General features: G+C 47.2%; 23 protein-coding genes. 5 read left to right on the forward strand and 18 right to left on the reverse strand.

Annotated features, from left to right (window positions below; genetic code table 11):
• Positions 1-54 precede the first annotated feature (54 nt).
• The 4 genes from ACFPXP_RS07785 to ACFPXP_RS07800 all read right to left on the reverse strand — a co-directional run bounded on the left by ACFPXP_RS07785 (position 55) and on the right by ACFPXP_RS07800 (position 7,065).
• Complete coding sequence (locus ACFPXP_RS07785; protein ID WP_379893661.1) at positions 55-942, reverse strand: YicC/YloC family endoribonuclease; 888 nt, start codon at positions 940-942, stop codon at positions 55-57.
• Between the two features lie 64 nt (positions 943-1,006).
• Entirely contained in the window at positions 1,007-2,902 is a 1,896-nt protein-coding gene (locus tag ACFPXP_RS07790; protein ID WP_379893698.1) for a bifunctional homocysteine S-methyltransferase/methylenetetrahydrofolate reductase, read from the reverse strand.
• 294 nt (positions 2,903-3,196) lie between these two features.
• The gene (gene dapF, locus ACFPXP_RS07795; RefSeq protein ID WP_379893662.1) at positions 3,197-4,036 is read right to left on the reverse strand and encodes a diaminopimelate epimerase; all 840 of its coding nucleotides are present in this window, start codon (positions 4,034-4,036) and stop codon (positions 3,197-3,199) included.
• 248 nt (positions 4,037-4,284) lie between these two features.
• A complete protein-coding gene (locus ACFPXP_RS07800) occupies positions 4,285-7,065 on the reverse strand; it encodes a calcium-transporting P-type ATPase, PMR1-type (RefSeq protein WP_379893663.1) in 2,781 nt (926 codons plus the stop codon).
• A gap of 175 nt (positions 7,066-7,240) precedes the next feature.
• Here ACFPXP_RS07800 and ACFPXP_RS07805 point away from each other — a divergent pair, with 175 nt between their 5' ends.
• A complete protein-coding gene (locus ACFPXP_RS07805) occupies positions 7,241-9,010 on the forward strand; it encodes an Rqc2 family fibronectin-binding protein (RefSeq protein WP_379893664.1) in 1,770 nt (589 codons plus the stop codon).
• 137 nt (positions 9,011-9,147) lie between these two features.
• Here the strand turns inward: ACFPXP_RS07805 and ACFPXP_RS07810 are convergent, their stop codons facing one another.
• The 7 genes from ACFPXP_RS07810 to ACFPXP_RS07840 form a co-directional block, all read right to left on the reverse strand.
• Positions 9,148-10,011, reverse strand: a complete 864-nt coding sequence (locus ACFPXP_RS07810; protein WP_379893665.1) for a PHP domain-containing protein — start codon at positions 10,009-10,011, stop codon at positions 9,148-9,150.
• Between the two features lie 35 nt (positions 10,012-10,046).
• On the reverse strand, positions 10,047-10,958 hold the full coding sequence (locus ACFPXP_RS07815) for a selenium metabolism-associated LysR family transcriptional regulator (RefSeq protein ID WP_379893666.1): 912 nt from the start codon (positions 10,956-10,958) through the stop codon (positions 10,047-10,049).
• A gap of 208 nt (positions 10,959-11,166) precedes the next feature.
• Positions 11,167-11,604, reverse strand: coding sequence for a hypothetical protein (locus tag ACFPXP_RS07820; RefSeq protein WP_379893667.1), 438 nt, complete (start codon positions 11,602-11,604; stop codon positions 11,167-11,169).
• Between the two features lie 168 nt (positions 11,605-11,772).
• Positions 11,773-12,036 carry a YlbG family protein gene (locus ACFPXP_RS07825; RefSeq protein WP_379893668.1) on the reverse strand — a complete coding sequence of 88 codons (264 nt, stop codon included), beginning with the start codon at positions 12,034-12,036 and terminating at the stop codon, positions 11,773-11,775.
• 48 nt (positions 12,037-12,084) lie between these two features.
• Positions 12,085-12,528, reverse strand: a complete 444-nt coding sequence (locus ACFPXP_RS07830) for a YlbF family regulator (RefSeq protein ID WP_379893669.1) — start codon at positions 12,526-12,528, stop codon at positions 12,085-12,087.
• Between the two features lie 94 nt (positions 12,529-12,622).
• Positions 12,623-14,548 (reverse strand): helicase-associated domain-containing protein, encoded by a 1,926-nt coding sequence (locus ACFPXP_RS07835; protein WP_379893670.1) that lies wholly within the window; start codon positions 14,546-14,548, stop codon positions 12,623-12,625.
• Complete coding sequence (locus ACFPXP_RS07840) at positions 14,538-16,226, reverse strand: DNA repair helicase XPB (RefSeq protein WP_379893699.1); 1,689 nt, start codon at positions 16,224-16,226, stop codon at positions 14,538-14,540. The genes ACFPXP_RS07835 and ACFPXP_RS07840 overlap by 11 nt, the downstream gene beginning before the upstream one ends.
• Positions 16,227-16,387: 161 nt before the next feature.
• Here ACFPXP_RS07840 and ACFPXP_RS07845 point away from each other — a divergent pair, with 161 nt between their 5' ends.
• Positions 16,388-17,146 (forward strand): thermonuclease family protein, encoded by a 759-nt coding sequence (locus tag ACFPXP_RS07845; protein WP_379893671.1) that lies wholly within the window; start codon positions 16,388-16,390, stop codon positions 17,144-17,146.
• A 41-nt stretch (positions 17,147-17,187) separates the two neighbouring features.
• On the opposite strand, the gene ACFPXP_RS07850 is transcribed toward ACFPXP_RS07845, so the two are convergent.
• Positions 17,188-17,619 (reverse strand): CBS domain-containing protein, encoded by a 432-nt coding sequence (locus tag ACFPXP_RS07850; RefSeq protein ID WP_379893672.1) that lies wholly within the window; start codon positions 17,617-17,619, stop codon positions 17,188-17,190.
• A gap of 83 nt (positions 17,620-17,702) precedes the next feature.
• The gene (locus ACFPXP_RS07855) at positions 17,703-18,902 is read right to left on the reverse strand and encodes an amidohydrolase (protein ID WP_379893673.1); all 1,200 of its coding nucleotides are present in this window, start codon (positions 18,900-18,902) and stop codon (positions 17,703-17,705) included.
• A 183-nt stretch (positions 18,903-19,085) separates the two neighbouring features.
• Here ACFPXP_RS07855 and ACFPXP_RS07860 point away from each other — a divergent pair, with 183 nt between their 5' ends.
• Together ACFPXP_RS07860 and ftsW are read left to right on the forward strand one after the other, a co-directional pair.
• The gene (locus tag ACFPXP_RS07860) at positions 19,086-19,433 is read left to right on the forward strand and encodes a YugN family protein (protein WP_379893674.1); all 348 of its coding nucleotides are present in this window, start codon (positions 19,086-19,088) and stop codon (positions 19,431-19,433) included.
• A 7-nt stretch (positions 19,434-19,440) separates the two neighbouring features.
• The gene (gene ftsW, locus ACFPXP_RS07865; protein ID WP_379893675.1) at positions 19,441-20,568 is read left to right on the forward strand and encodes a putative lipid II flippase FtsW; all 1,128 of its coding nucleotides are present in this window, start codon (positions 19,441-19,443) and stop codon (positions 20,566-20,568) included.
• A gap of 133 nt (positions 20,569-20,701) precedes the next feature.
• Here ftsW and ACFPXP_RS07870 read toward each other — a convergent pair whose 3' ends face one another.
• Positions 20,702-21,079, reverse strand: a complete 378-nt coding sequence (locus tag ACFPXP_RS07870; RefSeq protein ID WP_379893676.1) for an Asp23/Gls24 family envelope stress response protein — start codon at positions 21,077-21,079, stop codon at positions 20,702-20,704.
• A 224-nt stretch (positions 21,080-21,303) separates the two neighbouring features.
• On the opposite strand from ACFPXP_RS07870, the gene cax reads away from it, so the two are divergent.
• Positions 21,304-22,362: a calcium/proton exchanger gene (gene cax, locus ACFPXP_RS07875; RefSeq protein WP_379893677.1), complete on the forward strand. Its 1,059-nt coding sequence runs from the start codon at positions 21,304-21,306 to the stop codon at positions 22,360-22,362.
• 152 nt (positions 22,363-22,514) lie between these two features.
• On the opposite strand, the gene ACFPXP_RS07880 is transcribed toward cax, so the two are convergent.
• The 4 genes from ACFPXP_RS07880 to ACFPXP_RS07895 form a co-directional block, all read right to left on the reverse strand.
• Entirely contained in the window at positions 22,515-22,802 is a 288-nt protein-coding gene (locus ACFPXP_RS07880; protein WP_379893678.1) for a DUF1507 family protein, read from the reverse strand.
• A gap of 171 nt (positions 22,803-22,973) precedes the next feature.
• A complete protein-coding gene (locus ACFPXP_RS07885; protein WP_379893679.1) occupies positions 22,974-23,216 on the reverse strand; it encodes an HPr family phosphocarrier protein in 243 nt (80 codons plus the stop codon).
• A gap of 137 nt (positions 23,217-23,353) precedes the next feature.
• Positions 23,354-24,469: an aminopeptidase gene (locus ACFPXP_RS07890; protein WP_379893680.1), complete on the reverse strand. Its 1,116-nt coding sequence runs from the start codon at positions 24,467-24,469 to the stop codon at positions 23,354-23,356.
• A 20-nt stretch (positions 24,470-24,489) separates the two neighbouring features.
• Complete coding sequence (locus ACFPXP_RS07895) at positions 24,490-25,185, reverse strand: hypothetical protein (RefSeq protein ID WP_379893681.1); 696 nt, start codon at positions 25,183-25,185, stop codon at positions 24,490-24,492.
• Positions 25,186-25,318: the final 133 nt, after the last annotated feature.

The raw sequence follows: 25,318 nt of genomic DNA on the forward strand, positions 1-25,318 counted from the left end.
TTCCTCCCTTTACTTATTCACACCTATCCGTTGTCCTATACATTTACGGGATGATTATTCAATATTTTGTACTTGTTCCCGAATCTTCTCTAACTCGGATTTCAAGTCAACAACACTCTGAATAATCTCTAACGCGTGGGACTTGGAACCGATCGTATTAATCTCTCGGTTCATCTCCTGAATGAGAAAGTCGATCTTTCTTCCTACAGGCTCCCTCACATCCAGTAAACCCTTCAACTGCGAGATATGGCTTTGAAGTCTTGTCAGTTCTTCCGTAATGTCCGCCTTTTCCGTCATGAGAGCCACTTCCATCGCAAAGCGATTGTCGTCAAAAGCTTCTTCATCCTGCAGGAGGTTCTCAATTCGCTGCCTTAGTCTTTGGCGCATCTGCTCCTCTGCAGCCGGCTGCAGCTCTGTCATGCGCCTGCAGATTGCCTCTACAGAGGCGAGTCGTCTGAGGAGATCATCTCGAAGATGGGCTCCTTCCGCCTGACGCATTTGCAGCAAAGCCTCGATTGCACGGTCCAAGCACTTCATAAATTGTGGCTCGACGACAGCTTCAGCACCTGAAGCACGCTCTTCCAACCGAAGAAGTTGAGGCTGGTTAAGCAAATCTTGAAGAGTCAGGTTCCCGTCTAACTCATATTTCGCCTGAAGCTGTCTAGCTGCCTGAACATACCCGTCCGCGGCGGCCCAATCAATTTCCCAATGCTTCTCGGAAGAAGCGTCGAATGCAATCGTGACATGAACGTCCACACGTCCCCGCTTGATTCGCTCCTGAAGCGTTCGTCTAATTCCGTCCTCTAAATATATCCATTCCCGATCGGTTGTTCGAACGGTCACTTCCAAATATCTATGATTGACGGATTTGATTTCGACCTTCATCCGAAAGCCTTCAGCTTGGCTTTCCGCAAGTCCAAATCCGGTCATGCTATACAGCATACGCATCACATCCTAATGAATCCCAAAAGACCTGAAATTCATTGATTCATTAACCTATTGTAGTTTATTTTGTGAGCGGGTACAAGTGAAAATCAGGGCGTTTGGTAATTTCCCACACATACTTCGTCAGCTTCACCGTCATGTCATATGCCATAAATGGAGTCATTAAATAGATGCCGTTAAAATACTGTACAACGGTGTCGAGAAGCTCTTTGGCAATTTGAATTCCCATGGCCCGTCCTTCTTCACCCTTCAAGCCTTTCATGCGGTTGAGTACTTCATCGGACAGCTGAATTCCTGGCACTTCATTATGCAAATACTCCGCATTGCCACCGCTGGCCAGTGGAGCGATGCCGATGAAGATCGGCACATTCAAATGCTTCGTGGTTTCATAAATTTGTTCGATCAGACGAGCATCATAAACCGGCTGTGTCATAATATAATCCGCACCGGCCTCTACCTTGCGTTCCAATCGCTGCACAGCCTTCTCCAAATATTTTACGTTCGGATTAAAGGCGGCGCCTACGACGAAGTTCGCTTTTTGCTTCAGCGGCTTGCCGGAGAATGCTACCCCTTCATTCAGCTGCTTAATCATGCGAATAATTTCAAACGACGTCAAATCATACACGGAGCTCGCACCCGGCAAATCACCGAACTTGGCGGGATCCCCTGTGACGGCGAGCACATGATCAATGCCCATCGCATGGAAGCCCATCAGGTGGGACTGCGTCCCGATCAAATTCCGGTCCCTGCAGGCGATGTGAACCAAAGGACGAATTCCGAGCTTATCATGAAGCAGATAGGCTAGAGCCGAATTGCTCATTCTTGTCACCGCAAGCGAGTTGTCCGCCATCGTAACCGCGTCCACGCCTGCAGCTTTCAGCGCCAGCGAGCCTTCAATGAACTTATCGATATTCAAATCCTTCGGCGGATCCAGCTCCACGATAACGGTGTGGCGCTGCTTCACCTGTTCCAGCAAGGAAGGCGCTTCAAGCTTCGTGATTTCAATAGGTGACGGCTTCGGAAAATTCCCCGCTTCGAATTTTTCGGTCCGCTCCGGCTGAACCTGCGGCACTGCTTCAAGACTTTGGGCTTCTGCCGCCGAAAGCGCTTTTGACATTGCCGAAATGTGTGCTGGAGTCGTTCCGCAGCACCCGCCGATAATTCGTGCACCCAAACGGGCAAATTTCAGGGCATTGTCAGCAAAATATTCTGGAGTCGCAGCATACATATATTTTCCATCAACATAATCCGGTATCCCCGCATTGGGGAACACGGAAAACGGAGTGCCTTCGAGCTCACTTACACTTTCTAAACTGCGAAGCATCCGGTTCGGACCACTTCTGCAGTTAAATCCCACGATATCGGCTCCTTCATCCAGCACCATTCGAAAGGCCTGAACCATGTCAAATCCGTCTGTCGTCCTTCCAGCCTCTTCAACGGCGAATTGGCTGATGACCGGCAAATCACTCATCTTGCGGATCAATTTCAACGCGATCATCATTTCTTCAACATCAAAGAAGGTTTCCAGCAAAATGCCGTCCACGCCTTCTTCAATCAGCGCTGTCACCTGCTGCCTAAAGTCCTCCTCAATAATGGAAGGCAGTACATTTTTCTTTTTCCCTCCACGAATGGAGCCTACGGCTCCTACAACAAAGGCATCCTGCCCTACGGCTTCTCTAGCAATTCGAACCCCTGCGCGGTTGATCGCCTCAACCTCGCTCTCCAAACCGAATTTGGACAGCTTCTCACGGGTAGCCGTAAATGTATTCGTTTCAATGACTCGCGCGCCCGCTTCATAATATTGTCGATGAACGTCGGCAATGACCGACGGATTCGTTATATTCAGCTCTTCATAAGAAATACCGACTGGAAAACCCTGTTGATATAAAAACGTTCCCATCGCGCCATCGCCCACGAGAATCTGTTTTTTTAATACGCTTCTCAAATCTTTCTCCACCGTGCTCACCTCTGCATCCTCTCCGCCAACTGCAGCGGGATTATAATTTCCTTCTAATCCAAGCCAGAGAAAGCGACTATTGGCGCACGGCGCCGCCGCTCTTCTTCTATCAAAATTATTTTTACAATACCACGTTTAGGGGAAAGGAACAATAGATTTGAAGCTCTCTTCTGCTATTTTTACAAGCAAATGAACGTATTTAGACCTGTTCAAATGAAGTCAAGCGGGACCTAAGCTTTCATATAAAAATAGAGCAGAAGATTCCTTCCGCCCTATCATTAAGCTATTCAAATACTATACTGCAAACGTTCCTTGATAGACAGCCTCTGCAGGGCCGGTCATGTAAACATGTCCGTCCGCTTCACTCCACTCAATGAACAAATCGCCGCCCTTTAAGGATATGGTTGCCTGTCTATCCGTAAGTCCATTCAACACAGATGACACGAGCGTGGCGCAGGCGCCTGTTCCGCAAGCCAATGTCGGACCCGCTCCTCTCTCCCACACACGCATGTCGATATGGCTTTTTGATTTTACGGTAGCAAACTCTACATTGATCTTTTTCGGAAAATAAGGATGAACTTCCAGCTTCGGCCCCCATTCCAGCAGATCGAAGTGAACGGCATCCTCTACATAGATGACACAATGCGGATTGCCCATCGAAACCGCGGTAAATTCGAAGCTTCTTCCGTCCGCCTCAATACGGTGCTTCACTACAGGATTCTGATCGATCGTGGTCGGTACCTGCAATCCTTCCAGAATCGGTTGACCCATATCCACTTTCACTAGCTTCGCCGATCCATTGCCATGCTGTTCGACGATTTGAACCTGCTGCACTCCCGCGCCGATCGTTTGAATCGAAATTTCTGCGCGTTCTACTCTCTTCCGATCATACAAATATTTCGCGACGCACCGAATGGCGTTCCCGCATTGCTCTGCTTCCGATCCGTCCGAATTCATAATTCTCATCATCGCATCGGCTGAATCAGAAGGCAAAATAAAAACGAGTCCGTCCGCCCCGATCCCGAAATTCCGATCGCAATATGTAACAGCCAGCTCCGCTGCGTTACCCGGCAGCGCGTCAGCTTCCACTACAATAAAGTCATTGCCCAAGCCGTGCATTTTTGTAAAATTCATATCCATTTCCCCTTCACTCCCCATCCAGCAGCATATCGCTGATGTTGTCTATATCCATAGAATACCGAACGGAAAGGAATAAACACAGGCACTAGGCGTATAACTTTTTGTACTTTCATGCATATACGCTCTGCTGGTGCAGCAGCAAAGCGGTCATACGGTCCTCTATAGGAAAAGGCATCGCCATCAGGCCGATTCAGCTTGATGCTAATGCTGATCGGCCAGCGGATGCCTTGGAGGTACAGCTATTACGAACGTGCGGTTGGCTGCGAACTGTAGCGAATCGAACGTTTCTTGTTTTTCGGAGATCCTTTCATCACGCTTCCGATCCCCATCAAGAAGGTTGGAATACCGGCAAATACGAATACTAATGCCCAATCTCTTAACATAAGGTCAACGGTTTTAAAGATCGGCTGCAGCGCATCCATATACAACACCGGCAGCATGAGCAGCGCCGAGGAAACAACAGCCGCCACCAAAAACTTGTTTTCAAATAGGTTGCGTTGGAAAATCGAACGCGAGCTGCGGCAGTCGAATACATGAATCAGCTGCGCCATGACCAGCGTTGCAAAAGCGACGGTCTGTGCCTTCATCAATTGACCCGCATCTCCTGGGTTTTCCCGGAGCGTAAGCCAGAACGCGGCTAACGTGCAAATACCTATAAGAATACCGCGGCTTATAATTTTCCATCCAAGACGGCGTGCGAAAATATTTTCTTTGGCCGGACGCGGTTTCTGCTCCATCAAATCGCTTTCTGACGGATCCACTCCAAGTGCCATCGCTGGTAACCCGTCGGTGACCAAATTGACCCACAATATCTGAATCGGTACGAGCGGCAGCGGCAATCCCGCCATCATTGCAAAAAACATGACTAATATCTCACCCACATTAGACGCCAGCAAGTAACGAATAAATTTGCGAATATTCTCGTAAATTCCGCGTCCTTCTTCAATGGCTGATACTATCGTCGCAAAATTGTCATCACTTAAGATAAGCGATGAGGCTTCCTTGGATACATCTGTTCCTGTGAAGCCCATGGCAATACCGATATCCGATGCCTTAATCGCCGGCGCATCGTTGACGCCGTCGCCCGTCATAGCCACAACGTGCCCTTTATTCTGCAGCGCCTTTACAATTCTCAGCTTATGCTCCGGAGATACACGTGCATAAACGTAAATATCCTCTACCCGCTTCTCCAGCTCTTCATCACTCATGGCTGAAAGCTGTCTGCCGTCAATCACCATGCCCTTTTGCGGAAGCATCCCCAGCTGATGGGCAATCGCTTCGGCCGTCGTTTTATGATCGCCGGTAATCATCACAGTGCGAATGCCTGCGCGCTTACATTTCGCGATCGCCTGCTTCACTTCTTTACGCGGCGGATCGATCATGCCCGTCAAACCGACGAATACGAGCTGCGATTCGACTTCCGCTTCACTTCCGCAAACCTCGCTTGGCTTCACTTCGCGATAGGATAGCCCTAGAACCCTTAAAGCCGATCGTGCCATCGCCTCATTGGCGGCAAGCACCTTCTGCTTCAAGGTCTGTGTGAAAGGAATCACCTTTCCTTCCCACAATATATAACTGCACTGCTCGACGACTACATCCGGAGCTCCCTTCACAAAAGCGAGCCGGCCGCCTTGATGCTGCACTACAACAGACATTCGCTTACGTTCGGAATCAAACGGAAATTCCGCTTCCCGTTGATAAAGCCCCTCTATCGACTGCTTTGTCATACCTGCCTTGGCAGCCAGTACGATGAGCGCTCCTTCTGTAGGATCCCCATTTATTTTCCATTCGGATTCCAGCTGTTGCTTTTGCTTCTTTCGCTGCTCAGGATACACTTCTGTCAGCTCTGCATTGTTACACAGCACCGAAATTTGCAGCAGTCTTCGAAGTGCTTGATCGCCTCGAATGTCAACGGCTTTTCCATTGCTTAAAATATCCCCGTACGGTTTATACCCTTCACCGCTCACTTCGTATAATTGATTGCCTAGCCATAAATGGGTCACCGTCATTTTGTTTTGGGTGAGCGTGCCGGTTTTATCCGAACAGATCACGGAAGCGCAGCCGAGCGTTTCTACAGAAGGCAGCTTGCGAACGATCGCCTTTCGTTTGATCATTCGCTGCACTCCCAGTGCGAGTGCAATCGTGACAATGGCCGGCAGCCCTTCAGGTATGGCCGCTACGGCTAAGCTGACGCCTGCAAGGAACATCCCGTATGTCGGCTGACCGTGCAGAATCCCTGCGACGACGACCATAATGGTTAAAGCGATCGCGATAACGATCAGAATCTTTCCTAGCTGCTCTAAGCGATGCTGAAGCGGAGTCTCCATCTCGTCCGTATTTTGAATCAGGTCGGCAATTTTCCCCATTTCGGTTTTCATTCCCGTCGCCATGACGATCCCTTTGAAGCTTCCTCTCGTCACCAACGTACCCATAAACGCCATGTTGCTTTGGTCTCCTAGACCAATATCCTCCTGCTCAATGGCTTCGCTTTGCTTATGTACCGGTACGGATTCACCCGTCAACGCCGATTCCTCAATATAGCAGCCGCTTTCCTCCAGGATTCGTATATCCGCAGGCACCCGATCCCCGCTTTCCAGCAGGACAATATCTCCCGGAACCAATTCCGCGGCGGGTACACCCATCACTTGACCATCGCGCATCACTTTGGCCATGGGGGCAGAGAGCTCTTTCAGCGCTCTTAACGATTTTTCCGCCCGAAACTCCTGCACAAATCCCAGAATGGCGTTAATGAAAATAATGGCAATGATCGTAATCGCATCTAAATACTCACCGAGCAGTCCCGAAATCAGTGTCGCACCCAGCAGCACCAAAACCATAAAATCTTTGAATTGGTTTAAAAACAGAGTGATTGGCGACACCCCGTCTGCTTCCGTTAGAACATTGAGACCGTGCTGCTCTTGCCGCCGTTTGACTTCTTTTGAGGAAAGTCCTTGCTGCGGCTGCACATCCATGCTTTGAAGCGCTTGTTGCGGGGTCATTTGAAACCACTTTTTCGAACTCATCCCAATACTCCCCTCCAATAACCTGTACTAGCACAAATGTATTCAGACAAGCCGGAAAATATCCCATTTTTCCCGGACGGGCTAAAATGCACTTCAATTCTGCTACATTTTCCGCTCAAGTTATGGCATGATAGGTAGAGTAAGCTGCAGTGATTACAGATAGGAGACATGTGTTATGGCAACAGACGGATTATTTTTATATAAATTAACTCATGAATTGGCTTCCCTGACCGAAGGTAGAATCAATAAAATTCATCAGCCGGCGGATTCAGACATCGTCATGCAGATTCGGGCTGCAGGCAAAAACGTCAAGCTGCTTCTTTCCGCGAATCCTACTTATCCCCGAGTCCATCTGACGGAAAAGCAGTATCACAACCCGCTTGAGGCGCCTATGTTTTGTATGCTGCTTCGAAAGCACTGTGAAGGAGGAATTATTCAGTCCGTCGAACAGCCCGATCTGGAGAGAGTTCTGAAGCTGCACATTCGTCAAAGAGACGAGCTCGGCGATCTCAGTATGAAAACCGTCATCATTGAAATTATGGGCAGACACAGCAACATCATTCTCCTTGACGCAAAAACGAATACCGTACTGGACAGCATTCACCATGTGACCCCTGCGGTAAGTTCTTATCGCATCGTCATGCCTGGTCAGCCCTACACCCAACCGCCGAAACAGGATAAAAAAGACCCATTCATTGCTTCTTCCGCTGAGATTCTGGAGCTCTTGAAGCAAACGGCAAACAATGAAGAAAAACAGTCCATGTCGGAGTGGGTTGTTCAGCAGTGGAAAGGAATTAGTCCACTCGCGGCCAAAGAGCTGCTGTATCGGAGCGGAATCGACGAGAAGAGACTCGTTCAAACCCTAGAGCCGCTTGCCGCAAAGGACTTTGCCGAGAAATTTACTCAATTCATGCAGTCGCTCCGCGCAGAGCCCGCTTTTCCTTGTATCAAGGAGGAACCGCGCAAGCAAAAATTCGTTTATTACTGTATCGATTTGCTTCATATCGAGGGCAATGTACGCACGTTTGCAACGCTGAGCAGCCTGCTCGAGGAATACTACGGGGATAAAGCAGAGCGAGACACGATCAAGCAAAAAACCGGTAATCTCAAAAGGCTGCTGCAAAATGAAAGAAATAAAAACGAGAAGAAAATAGAGAAATTAAAAGAAACGCTCACCGATGCCGATCACTCTGAAAAATACCGCATTTATGGCGAGCTGTTGACTGCCTCTTTACACGCCATTCCGAGGGGCTCTACGGAAGTAGAGGTAGTCAATTACTATGACGAGGAGCAGGCGGTCATTTCGATTGCACTTGACCCTGCTTTGTCTCCGGCAGAGAACGCGCAGCGTTATTTTAAACGATATAGCAAAGCGAAAAATAGCGTGAAGGTTGTTCAAGAGCAGATGAAACAGGCTGAAGAGGAAATCATATATTTGGATAATTTGCTCCAACAGCTGGAGTATGCCTCTCTTGCCGATGTAGAGGAAATGAGAGAAGAATTGATTGAGCAGGGGTACGTACGGGATCGCGGCAGTAAACAACGACGCAAAAAGAAAAGTGACAAGCCAAAGCTGCTGCGGTTCACCTCCAGCGAGGGCATCGATATCTATGTCGGCAAAAATAATACACAGAACGACTACTTAACGAACCGAGTCGCAGGACCTGCAGATACATGGCTGCATACGAAGGATATTCCCGGTTCACATGTCGTCATCCGCAGCCAGCAATTTGGTGATGCCACACTTGAAGAAGCGGCGATGCTCGCCGCATATTATTCTCAGGCGAAGGAGTCCAGTCTAGTGCCGGTCGACTATACCTTCATTCGCCATGTGCGGAAGCCGAGCGGAGCGAAGCCGGGCTTTGTCATTTATGATCACCAGAAAACGCTGTTCGTTACGCCTGACCCGGAAAAGATCGAGCAGATGAAATCGGAGATTGTATAGGAAGGCTACAGTTTTTTGCTGTCATCGGATGATTGTAGAATAAAGGTGTGGGGATTGCCGGAAGTATTCCCACACCTTCCCTATACTCGTATGAACTCACCACATTGAAACGCCGTCGGGCGTTTTTTTATGCTGATCTAAGTCTGTTCCTTCATCTGCTGGCTCAAGCCCTTCAACGCATGCACAGCCTTCATGTCAATGCGTTTTGAACCAAGTGCCCCGTGAAACACATTCCCCTGCCTTGTGCCGTGAAAATCCGAACCGGCGGTGACGATAAGTTTGTGCTCATGTGCAAGTCGTAAATACCGCTCTTCATCCTGTACAGAATGATCCGAATGGTAAGCCTCGATCCCATCGATTCCAGAGACAATGATCTCTTGAACGATTTCATCGTTATGGTATATTCCAGGATGGGCAAGGACGGCAGCGCCGCCCGCTTCTCGGATCCACTGCACGGCTGTCTCCGGCCGAATGCGCTCAACTTGGGCATACGCCTTTCCTTTTCGGTCCAAATACACTTCAAACGCTTCCTGCATTGAATCAACAATCCCTCGATCAACTAACACATCTGCGATATGAGGCCGACCGACGGTTTCGTCCTTTCCGTTTTTGGCGGCTCGTTCCGTGACATCCTCCAAGCGGATATTAATACCTAGTCGGTTTAAATTTTCTATGATTTTCAAATTACGGCGGTAGCGTGCCTTGCGCAGCGAATCTAGTCGTTCTAACAGCAGGTCGTTTTCCGTATCGATAAAATAACCCAGCACGTGAATGTCGATGCCGCCCATGACCGTGCTGATCTCCACTCCTGGAACGACCTCTATCCCCCGTTCCCTGCCCTCAGCTAATGCTTCCCGCACACCTGCAACCGTATCGTGGTCGGTGATCGCCACGGCAGTCAATCCGGCTTCCTGAGCCATTCGCACATTATCCTTTGGAGCCTCTGTACCATCCGAGGCAGTGGAGTGAGAATGCAAATCAGCCCATCCATTCAGCTCCATGACAAATTCCTCCTTCGCAACTAAACTTCCCTTGATTAAAGCCACTTACTCAGATCGTTTTCCTTAATAAAAGTCAGGAAGGTCACAGCTGAAATCGGCAGCAGTCTTTCTTTAAAATAAACGATATTAAAATGGCGAACAAATGGGATCCCTTCGATTTCCTTCGTGCGAACAATGTCCAAGGCGGTCTCGTGCTTCACCGAAGACTTCGATAAAATGCTGACCCCGAGTCCAGATTCGACAGCCGATTTTACCGCGCCTGTGCTGCCCAGCTCCATGACAATATTGAGCCGTTCCGGAGAAATCCCGTTTTGAAGCAGTGCTTCTTCCATCACTTGACGCGTTCCTGACCCCTGCTCTCTTAATACGAAAGGCTGAGTCAGCGCTTCCTCAATCGTCACCTTCTCCTTGTCGTACAGCGGATTGCCTTGCGGTACAATTAAACACAGCTCATCTTTATGCACCGCCTCCACATGGAGCTCCGCATGTTCGACCTCTGCTTCCACAAGGCCGAAAGTAAGCTGATGTGTCAGAACCTCTTCTACAATTTGCGTCGTGTTCATGACCTTCATCTTCACCGTAATGTTCGGATATTCCTTAGAAAAAGGGCCCAACAGCCGTGGAAGCAAATACTCTCCAACCGTCAAGCTTGCACCAAGCTGAAGCTGCCCCTTCAATCCATACGTGTAGCGTGACATGGCCTGGTCCGTCTCCTTAATAAAATCAATGCTTTTTCTCGCGTAGGGCAGCAGCGTTTTGCCCGCTTCGGAAAGCTCCACCTTTTTAGTCGAACGATGAAACAGCTTCGTTCCGAAATAGTCTTCCAGCGCTTGAATTTGCATCGTAACGGCCGGCTGGGACATATGAAGCAGCTGTGCAGCCGCTGAGAAGCTTCCCCTTTCCGCTACCGTATAAAAAATGTGCAGCTGATGAAAATTAAAAGCCATAAGTCGGTCCCTCCGATCTATTCTTAAACTCCCCGTCCTCCATCTTCTAGTTACCTATCCGACATCCAGCGGTGAGCCAAGGTTGCCTAAATACACACACGCAAAATCGACCCCTGCGGCATGAATCCATTCCTCATGCAAAAAAGACAGCAGCCTCAAGATGTTACCGCTACTGTCCAATCAAATATAAAAGCTCGATCACAAGTGATTATCTCCTCTTACGGCTGTTTTTGATTAAGGTCATCCGTCTGGAATGTCTCAGCCACGAATAATAGGACTTTAAATCTCGAAGTTCTATCGTTTCCGACATTTTCCCTAGAAACGTAACGATGATCATCTTATGAAGGGGGTTGCCTGCGATATCGGTTTCGTTTTCCATACGAGCGAATTCCGCGACCATGACCAAATCGCCTTCGACGAGATATACGTCTTGTTCATTTCGGTAGTAAGGCTCTATCTGACCTTTCTTTAAACAATCCCACAAATAAGCGCAAATATCTTCGATTCTGGCATCGGTATTCTCCACTCGATCACTCCAGCGAAAACGTGCATGGTTCGTAATGACAATATCGGCAACCTTCTTATCCCCTAATTCTATGTAAAAAGGTTCGTAGGTGCTCCATCGATTCATTACTTTATCTTTCATGAAATTCACTCCTTCCTTTTCGGAATTGGAAACTGCCGATCCATTCTTTCTTCTATCATACTGCAATCATGATCATTTTTCTATGACAAAAAGAATGGAACAAAAGAGTTGAAAGTATAAAAAAAATCCCCCGGAAAGGGGAAAATAGACTGCCGCATCAGCATGGCATCATAATCCGTAAAAGCTTGTCTTATCTGCATGCTTGCTATTATAATCGGTTTTGATATTTTTACGCAGAGACAGCTCTACTTTTTTTACAAAAGGGAGTTTCTGAAGCTGTTGAATCACTTGATCCTGCTGTTCTGCATTCACATACATCACTGCATAATTCATTCTCTTAGAGGCGTAATGAACGGAACCAAGCCGCTCCAACGGCCTGGTCGAACGCAAATCATTAACCCACACAATCAGACCTGTACGATCTCGAAACATGAACCGAGACTCCCTTCTCTCAACCGGAAAACGGGCCGTACTGCTTGCTTACCCGCAATTTCCGCTGCAAGCTCCGCCAGAACCGCAGCCGGATTCCGGAATGAGCTGGTTCGTCGGAACCTTGATATTATCGGATACCGAATGGGCGATTGTTTTAGATATATCGTATAACAGCTCGTCCAAACGGTTTTCACATTCCTTAAAACGCTTTACTTCTTCAAAACTGTCAAGCTTGCTCTCCACCTGCTTTACTTTTTCCAGACCTTCATGGTAATTCGGGTGGTAATGGCCAAAGCGTTCACATTCCGCGAAGCTTTCCTTCGCTTTAGACAGCTCCGCAACCACTTTTTGAATTTCCTCGTTGCTGAGGACAACGTCTTTCCAATATAAATATTCGGAAAGCTCCTTGGAATGATGGATCATATCTGCAAGCTCATAAGAGAGAAGAAGCACCTTAGACATATCCAGCATCTTTGCTTCCGATACGCTCATGAACTATCATCCTTTGCTCGGGAACATCATCCCTATATTTAGCCTATATCCATTTGGCGCTGTCATACTGAAGAGCCAAACGATAATGGTTTAATTAAGTTTTATCATTAATGCCCGGCAAAATCAACTGTATTTCTTCCCATTCCCTAGGGTTAACAGTGAATAAACCTTCTTCTGAAGAGCACCGAACATTCCAGTAGGAGGGCTGCTCGATCAGCTCGCGCGGGGCCGCTACCTTCCCTTCGGCAGACGCATTTCTCAGCCTGACCTTAACGCCGAGTTCAATCGCCTTCTTGAAGACATCCTTCATCGTCGATTCGTGATACTTCCTCATTCCGTTCGTCCACATTGCCGGAATATCTCGCAGCTCTCCGTACATGTCCTGCGCTTTGGGGATATCTGTATCTAAGGGATAGAGCAGCAAATCCTGAACGGTGTATACGACCCCTCTGGAAGCTTCTGTGTTCATTGTATCCGATTCATCTGCGTCCATAACGATCGACGATGGGCAAGTTGGATAAACCGGAGCGGCATCACTCTTTTTCTGAGGCAAGCAGTTTATTTCTTTCAACTGCTTTTCCGCCGCAGTCAGCTTATCCCGATGAAGGATAAAGATGGTCTGGGTCAGTTTAGCGGCGACAGCAGTCTCTGCATGCGGCATCAGAAGCCACCGATCAGCGTCCTCCTTGTCCGTAAAGCGCAGCAGAACAACCTCTTCGATTTGCGCTTTGCCATAAGCGGAGGTCCATTCCCGGAGCAGCTGTTCAAAAGAAGGATCGAGTGGATACATGCTGTGTGCCTTGAGGAATTCGATGATTTCCGAACCTGTTCGGCCGTGCTCACACGCACGAAGTACCGAATCCCTCGTGATATTGACACTGAAGGAATGCTGCTTCTCCAGCAGCAGCTCCAGCTCCCATCTAATCGGCAGCGATAAATGAGGTGGAACAATGATTTCTCCATTCGGTTGTATGTAGAAATGCTCTGTTTCTGCTTCCTGCTGCCTCCTCCATACTTTCCAATCGTGATCTGTACGTTCCATCCCGAACCAACCAAGGGCAGCCATCGGCAGTAATATACGGTTCAGAAGCTGATCGGAAATTGCCTCCGGCGTTCCGTCTGGATACTGTGTTAAGATGGCGTTCACCATTTGCCCCCAGCTGTACTTCCGGTTCGGCTCTAATAAATACAGAAGCGCCCAGCCCATTTGCAGCGGCAGCTCCTTCGGGTAAGCGACCTTCTCCCACAATTCGAACAGAACTTGGCATCTTTCATCTGCCGTCATGTGCAGCCAAGGACCCAAACGCTTCACATTCAATTGGATCGTTTGGAAAGGCTGTTGAACTAGTCCAAGCCTTAAAGCCATATCCAATACGACAGCGAATGCTTCAGTGTAAGATTCACAGTGCACATACTGCAGTCCGACCGGCTGCAGCTTCTCTTTCTCAATTTGCAATGCACCTGTCAGCTGCTGCAGCTCCTTCTTGTGGATGGTTCCTTTTTGAGTTAACTTCAATTCTCCTCGCATGCCAATGGCGCAGAGCAGCCGAAAAATATCCGAATCCAATGCATGCTGCAGAACCCCTTCGTCCACATCTTGTTCAGGGAATTCTGCTTCCAAGCCGATCCAGACATCCGGAAGGAGGACGGGCAGAAGAGCGATGTAAACATCCTTTGGAATACAGTGAATTTTCTCTCCCCATGTTTTCCTAGCAGTAAAGAGCAGTCCCAGCTTCCTCAGCTCAGTCATCCCCAGTACCACCTCGGCCTTAGACATCTCTATGACAATGGATACCGCCTGCTCGGTGGTAAAAGAATGTGCCCCGAATCGAAGCCACAATGCAGAAAGCAGCTGCTGTTCGCCGCAGGAGAGCCCGCCATACAGATCTTTTAAGCACGCTGGATCCGTTAAGCATCCTGCGAGTGTCAAATGCTGTCGTTTCGTACGAATCAGCGGGTGATCCTCCAGCTGAGTACGGAATGAGGCAGGCACTTTCCGAAGTGCTTCTTCAATTCTCATCGATGACTTTCAGCTCCTTCCATTCCAAACTGTTCATCCTTCGATATCGGTATCCCTGCTCCATTAAGAACAGCTGTCTATGTCTTGCATAGTCCTGTTCTTTGCTGTTTTCCGTTACAATGCTGTAGAAGTAAGCTCGGTTGCGATGCTTCTTTGGCCTTAAAATTCGCCCCAGGCGCTGCGCCTCTTCCTGCCTCGATCCGAAGCTGCCGGAAATTTGTATCGCAACGGAAGCATCCGGCAAATCCACTGCAAAATTGGCGACCTTGGAAACGACCAATACGTTCAAGCGGCCTTGGCGAAAGCTGTCATACAGCATATCTCTTTCCTGCTGAGGTACGGCCCCCGTAATCAGCGGCACTCGCAGCTGGTTTGCTACAGCATGAAGCTGGTCCAGGTATTGTCCAATGATGAGTATTCCTTCTCCTTCATGCCTTTCAACAATCTGCTGCACAAGACCATTCTTTAGCGGATTCGTTGCGGCGATTTGCGCTCTCTGACGAACAGGACTCTGCAGATACTCCGTCTGCAATTCCTTTTGAAGAGGCACATTCAATTCAAAACATCTTACATCTGCAAGCCAGCCTTGCTGCTCCAAATGCTTCCAAGAAGCTTCATATCTTTTGGGACCGACTAAAGAAAACACATCACTTTCCCTTCCATCCTCGCGTATTAATGTAGCGGTTAATCCAAGACGCCTTTTCGCCTGCAAATCTGCTGTCACTCGAAAAACAGGCGCTGGGAGTAAATGAACTTCATCATAAACAATCATTCCCCAATCTCGCTCATGAAACAGCTTCATATGATGGAAAGGATCGGTTTTGGCGGCACGGTGCGTCAAAATTTGATAAGTAGCGATGGTGATCGGTTTTACTTCTTTCCGTTCCCCTGTATATTCACCAATCCAGTCTTCTGGCAGGCTCGTTTTGCTGATTAGCTCTCTTTTCCACTGTCTTACAGACGTAATATTCGTCGTTAGGATGAGAGCGGCGCTTCCACAGCGTATGATCGATGCGATACCGATCATGGTTTTCCCTGCACCGCAGGGCAGAACCAATACTCCGCTTCCTCCATGCACCGAATCTTCAAAAAAACGGTCTACGGCTTCCTGCTGGTACGTCCTTAAAGCAAAAGGTTCTCCATCAGGTGTTCTAGCTTTTAATTCTAGCTGCAGCTCTTCTCCTTTATCATATCCAGCCATATCGGTAATTGGCCAACCAAGTAACGCCAGTTCTCTTTTGATCGTACCTCGATGTACTGGATCAATCCACAAACTCAGCTCACTCTTCTTCCCGAGCATGCACTGTGAAACAATAGTTTCGCGCATAAGCTGCTCGGCGCAAGTCTCGTCAGAGAAAGTCAAGACCAGGCCTTCCTTTTCACGGGTTAGCTGAACCTTCCCGTAATTTCCGATGTATTGCAGAATGTCCTGGGCAAGCGATTCAGGAACTCCAAATTTGCTGCTTCCCTTCAGCCATTTCACGACATACTGACCGTCGATTCCATTCGAGGCTGCGTTCCACAATGTGAGCTTGCTGATTTGATATGTGTGAAAAGCATCCAAGCTCTTCACCAATTCAGCAAATTTCGCCAATTCCGCCTGACAAGCTTCAAAGAGAGGATGTGCGATTTCCAGCAGTACGGTTCCATCCGCTTGTACAATGAGCGGCCTATTCATAGCGTTCACCTGTGCGCCCCCTTCTTTTCTTTACATCACCTTTCATCGATGCACTATTCGTAGTATAATGCAAACTGTTCATTTTCACACGTTTAAGGCACATCCAAGCAAATAGAACATGTGCGTAAATCTCAGGTTGACTTCAAGGAGTGTACAGCATCATGACAAGCCATTTACATTTTTCTCATTTTTTTAAACTGCTCTTGTTGTTTTTATTCGTCCTGGGCGGATGCAGTTCGCTGGAACCGGATCGCGAAGAGCAGCGGATTCAAGACATCTTAGATCGTTATCCAGAGCTTGAAGGGAAAACACCCGAGTTCTCCACCGTACAAAGAGTCGTAGATGGAGATACGTTCGAGCTTTCCACCGGGGAGAAGGTCCGTTTAATCGGCGTTGACACACCAGAAACGGTTAAGCCGGGCTCTCCAGTCGAAGCGTATGGCAAAGAAGCTTCTAATTTCACCAAAAAACAGCTGGAAGGAAACGACATTATCCTATTCCGGGACGTATCCGATCAAGATCGTTACGGCCGACTGCTTCGATATGTATTTATCAGCGGGGATGCTGTCATGTTCAATGAACGATTAATTGCAGAAGGCTATGCGCAAGTATCTACCTTTCCTCCGGATGTGCTCTATGCAGAGCATTTTCTCACGCTGCAGCAAACGGCATCGTCGAATCAGTTAGGGCTATGGGGAACCGGGAATAGTACTGAGAATGCTCCTGCTGCAGCTTCATCCGATCCAATTAGCGAAGCAAACTGTGCATCCCCGATGATTAAAGGCAATATCAATTCATCAAAGGAAAAAATATATCACACTCCGGAGTCACCGCAGTATGATGTGACAAAGCCAGAAATGTGGTTCTGTACGGAGTCCGAAGCGGAAGCAGCTGGCTTTCGAAAAGCTGGACAAAAATAAAAACGGATCTTCCCATTCAATGGGAGATCCGTTTTTTCACTTTATCTCATGCTGCCTTGAGGCTCGGAAATTTGGCTGAGCGCATGTCCTGCTTCTGTCTTATAGATATTGCGAACCGCCATATCGCCGATGGCTACAACCCCTATCAGTTCTCCGTTCTCGCAAACAGGCAGACGGCGAATCTGTTTTTGGGCCATCATCTTCGCAGCTTCGTCAACCGATGTATCCGGTGAAGCACAAGTAATATCCGTGCTCATCACTTCTTCCACGCTGGAGGAGCCGGATTTCTTATCTGCATATCCTCGGATGACCAAATCTCGGTCCGTAATGACGCCCACTAATTTTCTGCCTTCAACAACGGGAACAAAACCAATGTTGTGTTCGCGCATTTTCACTGCTGTCTCATACACGTTGTCCTGTTTTGTTACACAGAAGCATTCGTCGGTCATAATTTCTCTGAGTGTTCGATCCATGGGTGTACCTCCTCCATCTTTGTCAGATCGTCAAGGAAATAAGTATTGCATCCAATAGGTTCACCCGCTAGCCTGTAACTCATTCAGCTAATAATTGCCGGATTCGACCGCTGATAATCGAGGACCAGCTGAAGCAGCAGTTCAGCACCCAGCAGCAAGGACCTCTCATCGATATCAAACAAAGGGTGATGATGCGGTGAGATGATGCCTTCCTTCGTATTTCCGGCCCCGACAAACACAAAGCATCCAGGTATTTTCTCCAAATAGTAAGAAAAATCCTCTCCCGCCATCACGTGGGAAAGCAGCAGGGGTGAATGCGGCTGAAAAATGGGTTCCGACACCTTGAGAAACCGTTCATACTCCGCAGAATGGTTCACAACCGGAGGATATCCCCGGTTATATTTCAATGTCACCGAGGCACCGAACATCTCGCCAATATGTGTACACAGAGCATGCATTCTTTGCTCAATTTGGTCTCGAGTGTGTGTATTGAACGTCCTCACCGTTCCCTCTAGCTTAGCGCGGTCCGCAATAATATTAAAGCCTGTTCCCCCATGGAAGGAACCGACAGAAACCACTGCTGGCTCCGCTGGATTAATGCTCCGGCTGACGATCGTCTGCAGCTGCACCACCAGCTGAGAACCGATCATCACGCTGTCAACCGTTTCGTGCGGTAACCCCGCATGTCCGCCCTTGCCTACAATTTCGATGCTGAACTCATCGGCTGCCGCCATAAAATGCGCCGGTGCGGAAGCTGCGGTTCCCGCCTCCAGAGGCGACCATAAGTGCAAACCATAGATGACGGCGGCATCGTCCACTGCACCTGAACGAATCATGGAGAGAGCACCTCCCGGTGTCACCTCCTCCGCATGCTGAAAAATCAATCGCACATTGCCATGCAGCTGTTCCCGCTCCTGCTGCAGTACCTTTGCCAAGCTGAGCAAAATCGCAGTATGACCGTCGTGACCGCATGCATGCATGACGCCCGACACTTTCGAATGATATTCACAGGTTTTCTGATCTTGGATCGGCAGCGCGTCGATATCTGCTCGGAGGGCAACCGTAGGTCCCGGCTTTCCTCCATAAATCGTACCGATTACTCCTTGATCGTTTAAGCCAAGCCGGTTTTCAATTCCCCAGCTGTTCAAATTTTGCACAATCATGGACGTTGTCATCTCTTCTTTAAAGGAGAGCTCCGGATGCTGATGCAGCTGTCTTCTCCATTTAATCATTTGAGGATGCAGCTTACCTAGTTCCATCCTGATTTTTTCTTCCATCTCCATAGGGTTTCCTCTCTTTTTCCGTAGACCGTTAAATCGGTCCGCTTCGGTTTTTCCTCTTATATTTCATCTTATCACCAGAAAAGGCAGCGATAAATATTTAATTGTTTGCTTGCGCTTGCAGACTAAACATAATATCATGAAAAAAGAAAAATTATAATTAGGAAAAGGAAATGAGGTCAAGCAATGATTATCGAAAATGCCGGACTAAAAGGCTTGAAAAGCGAGTTAAGCCATTTGGATCAAGTATTGGAGCAAGCAGGCTTTGTCCGCTGGCAGTGGGAATATTATCGCGCAACATATGACTATAAAATGATCGATCAAGAAGAAAATAAGGATTACTACCTTCGTATTAACGCCCGAGTTGTGGAAGGAAAGCTGGAATCCCCGCGAGCTGTGCTCGAACTAGAATCATTCTACATAGGTGTTGCTACATTCCCGCACGGCGTTGATTACGAAGAGTCGCAAATTTCGAAAACATACATTAAACAAGCTGAACAGAAGCTGAATGAAATCAAGCAGCTTTTGTCTTAATTAAACGATGAAAACCCAGCGCAGAGGAACGCCGGATTTTCTGTTGCTGATCCTTGTGTTTTTGTTAACCGGCTTCGGTATCGTGATGGTGTTCAGCGCCAGTTCCCCATCCAGCTCGATTGATTTTGGTGATCCACTGTACTTCACAAAACGTCAGTTGATATTCGCTGCCTTGGGTATCTTCGGAATGTTCCTGCTGATGAATATTCCTTATCAGGTATTCAAAAAGTGGTTTTTACCCCTTTTTCTAATCGTGGTATTCCTGCTGTTTGCTGTGCTGTTTACGGAGGACATCAATGGTGCCAGAAGCTGGATTCCGATCGGCAGCTTTAGTCTTCAGCCTTCGGAATTCGCTAAACTGGCGGTCATTATGTATTTGTCGGCGCTTATTAGCAAAAAAGGGGACAAGATTACTAATTTTAAGAAGGGCCTTCTCCCGGCTTTAATCATCGTCGGCTTTGCGGCCATGCTCGTACTGCTGCAGCCGGATGTTGGTACCGCGATGATTATCATCTTGTCTTCACTCGTTGTCATCATTGCGGGGGGAGCACGGTTTAAGCAGTTATTTACTGCGGCTTTTGCCGTTTCGGCCCCTGCTTCCTTGCTTTTGGCGTTTTATCTCATGTTTAAGCCGGAAACACTTGGCGTGCGGTTTCACCGTTTTACCACATACTTAGACCCATGGCAGGACAGATTGGGCTCTGGACTTCAAATTATTCAATCCTTGCTGGCATTTGGTCACGGCGGAGTTACCGGGGCAGGGTTCGGGCAATCCATTCAGAAACTGCACTATTTGCCTGAAGCACACAACGACTTTATTTTCGCGATTATCGGCGAGGAGCTTGGATTTATCGGATGCTCTATTTTCCTGTTCATCTATTTATTTACGCTGTGGAGAGGACTTCTGATTGCTCTTCGATGCAATGACCCGTTTGGTACGCTGCTTGGAACAGGCATCGTCGGAATTTTGTCTATCCAAGCGTTCATCAATATGGGTGGTGTAACGAACTTGATCCCTATGACGGGAGTAACCCTTCCTTTTATCAGCTACGGAGGGTCATCCTTATTAGTGAGTTTGGCAGGAATGGGAATTCTATTAAGTATATCTAGGGATAATAATCGCAAAGACAGTTAAATTCATTGGCCCAATATCAGGCTAAACGTCTACAAAGCAAAAAAGAGTGAACCGAATAGGTTCGCTCTTTTTTCTGTGAAAGGCCGCATGATCTGGGGGAACAGCCGATTGAATAGTGTATGGTCAAGGCCGACTATTTAATGCGGGGAACGTCTGCTGCAGGCTCCTCTTCCTTGAAGGCGACACCTTCCACCTTCACGTTCACTTCTATGACGTTCAAGCCCGTCATATTCTCAATGGCCTCTTTCACATTCTCTTGAAGTTCTCTGCATACCTCATGAATTTTCGTCCCATAGTGAATAATAACTTTTAAATCAACAGCGGCTTCAAGTTCACCTACTTCGACACTAACACCTTTTTGCACTTGCTTGCCGCTCAATTTCTTGGCCAATCCTTCGGAAATGCCGCCAGACATCCCCGCAATCCCTGGGGTATCTAAAGCAGCTAATCCGGCGATCGTAGCCACTACATCATCTGAAATACGGACCATGCCTTGTTCTTGCTCTAACATGCGACCCACTCCTTCCCTGTGCTTTATACATATTTTATACGTTCGGGTCTGCAAATTCAATAAAGGGTCAATCTCCTAACCATGAATCTTCTTTTCAAAAAATTGTGTTCACCTTATGTACTTGCCCTATGAAAGGAATGATGTTTTCTTCGTAAAGATTGTTTTTGTCGCTCTTTCGTGAAACATAAATCTTTTTTAACGATAAAAATACGAGGTGACTTGCATTGAAACAAAAATTGTTTTACACGGCGACGGCGATATTTTTTATATTAAGTGCGATTTTGCATTACAGCGGCGCATCCGCTACCGTGCAAATCACCATATGCTCTGCAGCCGTCATTCTATTAGCAGCCTTTTTAGGCAGGGCGACAGAAAACGTTGCGCATTACGCGGGAGAACGGATGGGCGGGTTTTTGAATGCGACATTTGGAAATGCAGCTGAACTCATTATTGCGATCTTTCTCGTTAAAGAAGGCTTGTTCGATATGGTAAAAGCAAGCATCACCGGCTCGATCATTGGAAACATGCTGTTTGTGCTAGGTCTCAGCGTATTTATGGGGGGATTAAAATTTAAAATTCAGAAATTTAATGAGCTTTTGGCCGGACACAATGCCTCCCTAATGCTCCTGGCTGTGATCGTGCTGTTCATTCCAGCTGTCTTCGCTAGAGACTTTGAGCCTAGACAAGTGGATGCACTCAGTCTAATCGTTGCCGGAATACTGATCATTGCGTATATTTTGTGGCTCGTATTTTCGATGATTACACACAAGAATGAGCTTTCGGAAATTGTTCCAACGAACACGGTAGAATCCCATGAACAGGCTCATTGGTCTAAAGGTTTTTCCATTGTGATGCTGGTCGTTGCCACGGTCATGGTCGCCTTTATCAGTGAATGGCTGGTCGGGAACCTGGAGGAATTCACGCATCGTTTTGGCTTGTCTGAACTGTTTGTCGGTGCATTCTTAATTGCAATCATCGGAAATGCAGCAGAACACAGCGCGGCCGTTTTCCTTGCGATGAAAAATAAAATCGGAGCGGCCGTCGAAATTGCTGTCGGCAGCAGCTTGCAAATTGCATTGTTCGTCAGTCCTGTGCTTGTTTTTATCAGCTTCTTCTTCGGAGATATCATGGACATTGTGTTCACAACATATGAGCTTGTCGCGATCGGTGTGGCGGCGTTCATCGCAATCTCTATTTCAAGAGACGGAAAAACGAACTGGTATGAGGGGCTCCTTCTGATCTTTGTGTATATCATTCTAGGAGTCGCCTTCTTTATGGCCTGACACTTTCTCATTGCTTGAATCAGAAGAACCTTATCGTCCATACTCTAATCCATTCAAAAAGGGTATGCCCTTGGTAAATTGTCCCCTTAGCGGGTTACAATTCGGATGGGCATACCCTTTTCAATTTATTCGGATTCGGTTTCATAAGTATGTTATAGCGCATTGCTTTGGTTCATCGCTTCATACAGCTTCGCCAATTCTCTTTCCAAATCACTGATGAGTTCCTTGCCGGCGGCTTCGATCACGAGGCCAGCCCTGACCGCAAAATCGACCTGTCTTGAAAATCCATACATCTGTGTATCTAAAACCTCCTCATATAGAGGACATTTTCGTGTCGCTAAGTTAGCCATCTGCACTTCTATAAGCTTGATGATCTTTTCCGCTTCTTCTTTGAGCAATTCGTAGGCTTTTTGATTGATATCTAGCGTATCTGATGCCATTCACGTTTCCCCCCTTGCGCAAACTCATCCCTCTTAATACATAAGTTTAGTCGAAATTCATGCAATAAACAAGTAATGCTTGCAAACCTAAGCTAGCGGGGAATAAAATGATCACCACGTATGTAAAAAAACAGCACTATAATAAGTGCTGTTTTTCGCAAACCATTCGTTTTAGTCCACAATCGCAACAGATAAATTGTGCTTTGCAAAGACTTCCTTCATTGCCGTCTTTGCATCATCGGCGTCGGGACCATGGACATGCAGCTCATACGCATTCGTATTTACCAAGGTCGTAAACAGTCCAAGAATACTTTTCACATCGATGTATTTATTATCATATTGAAGAACGATGGAAGAAGTAAATTTGTTCGCCGTTTGTGAGATTTCTACGATTGCTGCATTTTTATCAGACATGACTGATCCCTCCCAAATTTTGCTTGAATGATACCTTTATCATACTTCGATGAAAAGGTTTTCGCAAGCAGGGATTTCCCAAACTTTTGTACAAAATCTTTGTGATTTTTCACAAATAAGATCATGCTGCCTATTCATCATTTCAGTTTATCCGGATTTAAACCCTCCAGCTCAGGAATGACAAACAACCCGTCTTTCCGAATGAGCACATCGTCAAAGTACACTTCTCCGCCTCCGTACTCAGGACGCTGAATCAGCACCAGATCCCAATGAACTGAGGAACGGTTTCCGTTATCCGCTTCATCGTAAGCTTGCCCAGGCGTAAAATGCAAACTTCCAGCGATCTTCTCGTCGAACAAAATATCTTTCATTGGATGCAAAATATACGGATTGAATCCAAGGCTGAATTCTCCGATATATCTCGCCCCTTCATCGGAATCCAACACTTCATTCAGCTTTTTCGTATCATTCGCGGTTGCTTCCACAATTTTGCCGTTCTCGAATCTGAGCTTTACGTTTTCAAACGTCGTACCGGAATAAACGCTTGGTGTATTATATTTTATTGTACCCTGTACCGAATCTTTCACTGGAGCTGTGAAAACCTCGCCGTCAGGAATATTGTTTTTTCCAGCGCATTTAATCGCAGGAAGCCCTTCGATCGAAAATGTTAAATCCGTCTCCGGCGCAACGATTCGGACTTTATTGGTACGGTTCATAACATTTACAAGACTGTCCATGGCTGCGGACATTTTGGCATAGTCTAGATTACACACATCGAAGTAAAAGTTCTCAAACGCCTCTGTGCTCATATTCGCCAATTGGGACATCGATGGGTTCGGATATCTCAAAATGACCCAATTCGTATGCTTTACTCTGCGGTCGGAATGAACGGGCTTTTTGTAATAAGTATCGTACAGCTTCATCTTCTCGCTCGGCACATCGGAGAGCTCATTAATATTGCTGCCAGAGCGAATGCCGATGTACGCGTCCATCGCTTCCATTCGTTTCAAATCGTATTCTGCCCACAGCTTAATTTGTTCCTCCGTCGCCCCCATCAATTGAGCGCGCAATACGGCGTTATCATTCAGCTCCACGAACGGAAGTCCCCCATGCGCGTATACTTCCTCAATAATGCATTTCAACAGCTCCCGCTCATCGCCAATCATTTCGACCAGCACTTTTTGGCCTGGCTTGACGTCCGTCGAATAGCCGACTAGATTTTTCGCCAGCTTTTGCAATCTTGGATCCTTCATATGTATTCCTCCTGTTCAACTCATTGCTTTTTGCTTTTTTGCAAAGCATAGGTCCCTTTCAGCTGCTCGCTCTGCTGAGCCCCATTCCAAGTATAGTTCACGGTGGTATCTACAATTACTTTTTCAGGGACATACGTATCTCGTTCAATCCACAATGTATATTGTGCACCTTTGACCTTTAATGAGTCCAGAGTCTTTTTAAATTGTTCTTGTTCTTGTGACAGCTTTGTCGCATTGCCCGTTTGATGATCGAGTGTCTCCATTCCGTACTTTTTCTTGATCTGGTCAAATTGAAGCTGCATGCTTCGTCTTAAGGATATTTCCATTTCCTCGGGATCTATCTCCAGCTTCAAGACGGTATATTGATCGTTGGAAGCACGGGGATCCATGCTGGCTTCTTTCTTCATCTCAGCAAGCTGATCCATAGTCAGAAGCGGTGTGAGCCCGCTCATCATATTTTTCGAATCGTTATTCTCCATGACCTCAGCCGTTGTATTCCCACGATAATACGTTTGACCTCGATATATTTCTTTCCCATTCACATAAACCGATGATTCACCTTTATAGCTCGCTTTCAATTCTCTCCCTTTTTCCGCCGCTAAGCTTAACAAATCATCCGGATTCACCTCTTCCTCCTGAACCATCGTGCATCCAGACACGATCAGCAGCAGCATAGCAACGGAAGCCACATACTTGGTTATACGCATTCGGAACATAACAAAACCCCCTCGTATCATATGTTTTGTAGCCAACTTCTAAATGATTTCCAGTCCCTTAGGGGACTGGAGCGAGCCTTTAAAATTTCCAGCTTGTTGTTCTTTGAAAAATGAATATTGGGACTGGACTTTT

Origin of the sequence: Marinicrinis lubricantis (assembly GCF_042658665.1) — a bacterium.
Classification (GTDB): Bacteria; Bacillota; Bacilli; order Paenibacillales; family KCTC-33676; genus Marinicrinis; species Marinicrinis lubricantis.